The sequence below is a fragment of the Methylibium sp. T29 genome, from assembly GCF_000576205.1.
Classification (GTDB): domain Bacteria; phylum Pseudomonadota; class Gammaproteobacteria; order Burkholderiales; family Burkholderiaceae_C; genus Methylibium; species Methylibium petroleiphilum.
In genome coordinates this window covers 1-3,876 of the sequence record NZ_AZND01000288.1, presented here as the reverse complement: position 1 = coordinate 3,876, position 3,876 = coordinate 1, and the positions used below count along the sequence as shown (strand labels likewise).

Sequence of the window (3,876 nt, the reverse complement as noted above, 5' to 3'; positions counted from 1 at the left end):
GCGAGGCCGGCGCGGCGGTGGGAGCAGGGGCCGCGTCCCAGGCGAGAGGGCCTTCTTGCGGCGGCGTCGTGACGGCAGCGTCGAGCACCGGGATCGACGACACGCTGGCGGGGGCCGCGTCGGACGGCGACGGGGCGCCCGCGCCGTCGATGTTGAACGGCTCGTTCATGGGCGCGGCCCGCTCGTCGAGCGCGCCCTGCACCGTCGAGGCGGTGTAGAACCCCGGGGGCTTCGTCGGGTTGGCGCGGCGGGCGATCACCTCGCCTTCCATCTGCTGCTCGATCTCGTCGATCTTGGCCTTGACCGCCGCGTCGTCCGGACGGGCCACACTGTTGGAGCGCGATTGGTCGGAATCGTCCAGGTCGGAGATCTGCAGGCCGGCCAGACCGTCGGCCGGCAGACCTTCGCGGCGGATCTTGCGCAGCATGTCGAACTCGCGCTTGCGCACGAAGTCGTTGCGCCGCTTGCGCTCGATCATCGCCTTGAGCTCGCTCTTGGCGTAGCCGCTCTGCAGCGGCTCCTCGGTCCCGCCGGGTGTGTTGAGCTCGGTCCAGTCCGTCGCCGGATTGGCGACGAACTTCACCACCTTGCGGAAGAAGCTGGTGCCTCCGGCCTTGGGATCGGGGTCGACGTCGGCCATCGCGGCAGCGAGCTCGGGTTCAAAGAAGTAGAAGGACGAGGACGGGACGGCTCGCTCAGTCGCCGAACATCTTCTGCTTCATCTCGCGGCGCTGCTGCGCCTCGAGCGAGAGCGTCGCGGTCGGTCGGGCGAGCAGGCGGCCCAGGCCGATCGGCTCGCCGGTCTCGTCGCAGAAGCCGTAGTCGCCGGCCTCGATGCGGGCGATCGACTGCGAGATCTTCTTCAGCAGCTTGCGTTCGCGGTCGCGCGTGCGCAGCTCCAGCGCGTGCTCTTCCTCGATCGTCGCCCGGTCGGCCGGATCGGGCACGATCGACGTGTCCTCGCGCAGGTGCTCGGTGGTTTCGCCGGCGTTGTCGAGCAGGTCGTTGCGCTGCTGCATCAGCCGGGTCCGGAAGAACTCCAACTGCTTGTCGTTCATGTACTCGCTGTCGGGCATCGACAACAACTCGTCCTCGGTCAGGTCGCGGCCGGCCTTGGTCTTCCAGACGTTGGCGAGCTTCGGATCGATCTTGCGCGGCGGACGCGGCAGGTCGATGACATTGCTGGCCGGTGGCCGGCTCGGCGGCGGCAGCGGAATCGACGGCGGGTGGATGTCGGCCGGGGCGGCGACGGACTTGGAGGCGCGCAGCCGGGTGGCCGGCTTCACCGGTGCCGGCGGAGGAGGCGCTTTGGGAGGGATCGACTGGCTCACGGACGGGGGCGTTGCTTTCTTGTCAAGGAGGGGCGCTGCCGGCTTGGCGGGGCGCCTTCACGGCAGGAGGGGGCGGGGCGGGGGCCCGCTTCGGTGGTCTTGGCGGCGGCCGCCGGAGCGGCGGCCTTCTTCGGAGCTTGCTTGGCGGCGGGCTTGGCCGGCGGTCGCTTCGCCGCCGCCTTCGCGGGCGTCTTCGTCGCAGCGCCCTTCTTGGCGGGCGGCGACGCTGCCGCCTTCTTGGCGGTGGGGCGGGGGGCGGCCTTGGCCGGGGTCTTGCTCACAGCGGGGATCTCCTCACGGCGGCTTCACGTCTTCCTCACCCGGGCATGCTCTGTGGATGCCGTGCCCGGGTCAAGCGCCGCGCATTGTAGCGACGTGGTGTCGATGCCACGTGCGGCGCCAGGCGCCAGGGGCCGCTTCAGGCCAGACATTGCTCCAGCCCCTGGAGGAAGACGTCCTTCGGCAGGTCGATGCCGATGAACACCATCTTGCTGCCGCGGGTCTCCCCGGCCGCCCACAGCGGGCCGACGTCGCTGCCCATCAGCTGGTGGACGCCCTGGAAGATGACCTTCTTGTCGAAGCCCTGCACCCGCAGCACGCCCTTGTAGCGCAGCATCCGCGGACCGTAGACGTTGACCATGGTGCCGAGGAATTCCTCCAGCTTGGCCGGATTGAACGGGCGGTTGGAGCGGAACACGAAGCTCTTCACGTCGTCGTCGTGGGCGTGATGGTGGCCGTGCGCGTGCGACGGGTGGTCGCAGTGCTCGCCGTGCTCATGGTCGTGATGGTGGTGCTCGTGGTCGTCGGCCTTCAGGAAATCGGGGTCGATGTCGAGCTTGGCGTTCAGGTTGAAGCCGCGCAGGTCGAACACGTCCTTCAGCGGCACCTCGCCGAAGTGCACCGCCTGCAGCGGCGCACGGGGGTTCATGTGCTTGAGGCGGTGGATCAGCGCGTCGGTCGCGTCCTTGGCGACCAGGTCGGTCTTGGACAGGAAGATCTGGTCGGCGAACCCCACCTGACGGCGCGCCTCCTGCCGGTCGTCGAGTTGCTGGCCGGCGTGCTTGGCATCGACCAGCGTCAGGATCGAGTCGAGCAGGTAGCTCTCGGCGATCTCGTCGTCCATGAAGAAAGTCTGTGCGACCGGGCCGGGGTCGGCCAGGCCGGTGGTCTCGATCACGATGCGGTCGAAGTCGAGCTCGCCCTTGCGCTTCTTCGCAGCCAGGTCGGTCAGCGTCGCGCGCAGGTCCTCGCGGATCGTGCAGCAGATGCAGCCGTTGCTCATCTGGACGATCTGCTCCTTGCTGTCGGTCACGAGGATGTCGTTGTCGATGTTCTCCTCGCCGAACTCGTTCTCGATCACGGCGATCTTCTGGCCGTGGGCCTCTGAGAGCACGCGCTTGAGCAGGGTGGTCTTGCCGGAGCCGAGAAAGCCCGTGAGGATCGTGGCAGGTATCAGTGACATGGTGGACGCTCGGCCGTGTGAAGAGACTCGCACACATGAGGGTGGGCGACTGTCGATCAAGGTCCCGGGGCTGTCAAGCAAGCTGCAGGCCTGACCGGGGCGAGATGGTAGCTGCAGCGCGGGCCCGTCATGGCGCTGGGGTATTCTTGACGTTCCTCCACTCTTGGCACCGCCCGTGTCCGAGCCTCAACCAGGTCGACCTGCCCGCGCAGGCGACAAGGCAGCGCCCCACGCCGACAAGGCGGGCGACCGACGCAGCCTGTTCGAACGCGTCGTCGAGTTCCTCTCGCCCGGCCCGGATTCCAAGGACGAACTGATCGAGACGCTGGCCGATGCCGAGTTGCGCGAGCTGATCGAGCCGGAGTCGCGCATCATGCTCGAGGGCGTGCTGCGCATGGCCGACATGACCGCCGGCGACGTGATGGTGGCGGCGCCGCGGATGGACCTGCTGGACATCGGTGCCCCCTACGACGAGCTGCTGGAGGTGGTGATCGACACCGGCCACTCGCGCTTCCCGGTGTACGACGGCGAGCGCGACAACGTCATCGGCATCCTGATGGCCAAGGACCTGCTCAAGCTGCACCGGGCGCCCGAGCTGAACCTGCGCGCGCTGCTGCGCCCGGCGGTGTTCGTGCCCGAGACCAAGGGCCTGAACGAGCTGCTGCGCGACTTCCGCTCCAACCGCAACCACCTGGCCATCGTGATCGACGAGTTCGGCAAGACGGCCGGACTGATCACCATCGAGGACGTGCTCGAGGAGATCGTCGGCGAGATCGAGGACGAGTTCGACGACAAGGACCACGCCTCCGGCGTGTTCACGCTGGCCGACGGCAGTCAGCGCGTTGCCGGAGACGCCGGCATCGCCGAGGTCAACGCCGTGTTCGACACCACGCTGCCGGAGGACGACTTCGACACCATCGGGGGCCTGGTGGCGCACGAGCTCGGCCGCGTCATGCGCCGCGGCGAGACGGTCGACGTCGGCGGGCTGCGCTTCGCCGTGATGCTGGCGCGCGGGGGTGCCGTTCGCTGGTTCAAGGTGACCCGCGCGGACGGCCCGCCGCCAGCGTCGCCGCCCGAGGCTTG

General features: G+C 68.6%; 3 protein-coding genes and 1 pseudogene. 1 reads left to right on the top strand and 3 read right to left on the bottom strand.

Going from position 1 to position 3,876, the window contains the following annotated elements; translation table 11 throughout:
- The 3 genes and pseudogenes from x551_RS19540 to x551_RS19530 form a co-directional block, all read right to left on the bottom strand.
- Positions 1-640, bottom strand: a pseudogene (locus x551_RS19540) (hypothetical protein); the annotation flags it as partial.
- 55 nt (positions 641-695) lie between these two features.
- Positions 696-1,286 (bottom strand): RNA polymerase-binding protein DksA, encoded by a 591-nt coding sequence (gene dksA, locus x551_RS19535; protein WP_253950424.1) that lies wholly within the window; start codon positions 1,284-1,286, stop codon positions 696-698.
- 463 nt (positions 1,287-1,749) lie between these two features.
- Positions 1,750-2,793, bottom strand: a complete 1,044-nt coding sequence (locus x551_RS19530) for a GTP-binding protein (protein WP_011830960.1) — start codon at positions 2,791-2,793, stop codon at positions 1,750-1,752.
- Positions 2,794-2,968: 175 nt separating this feature from the next.
- On the opposite strand from x551_RS19530, the gene x551_RS19525 reads away from it, so the two are divergent.
- A partial coding sequence (locus x551_RS19525; protein WP_036234932.1) for a transporter associated domain-containing protein occupies positions 2,969-3,876 on the top strand: 908 nt, incomplete at its 3' end.

What these genes read in the sequence shown, in the direction of transcription:
- x551_RS19530 (WP_011830960.1), bottom strand. Translation starts at nt 2,793, where the DNA reads ATGTCACTGATACCTGCCACGATCCTCACGGGCTTTCTCGGCTCCGGC.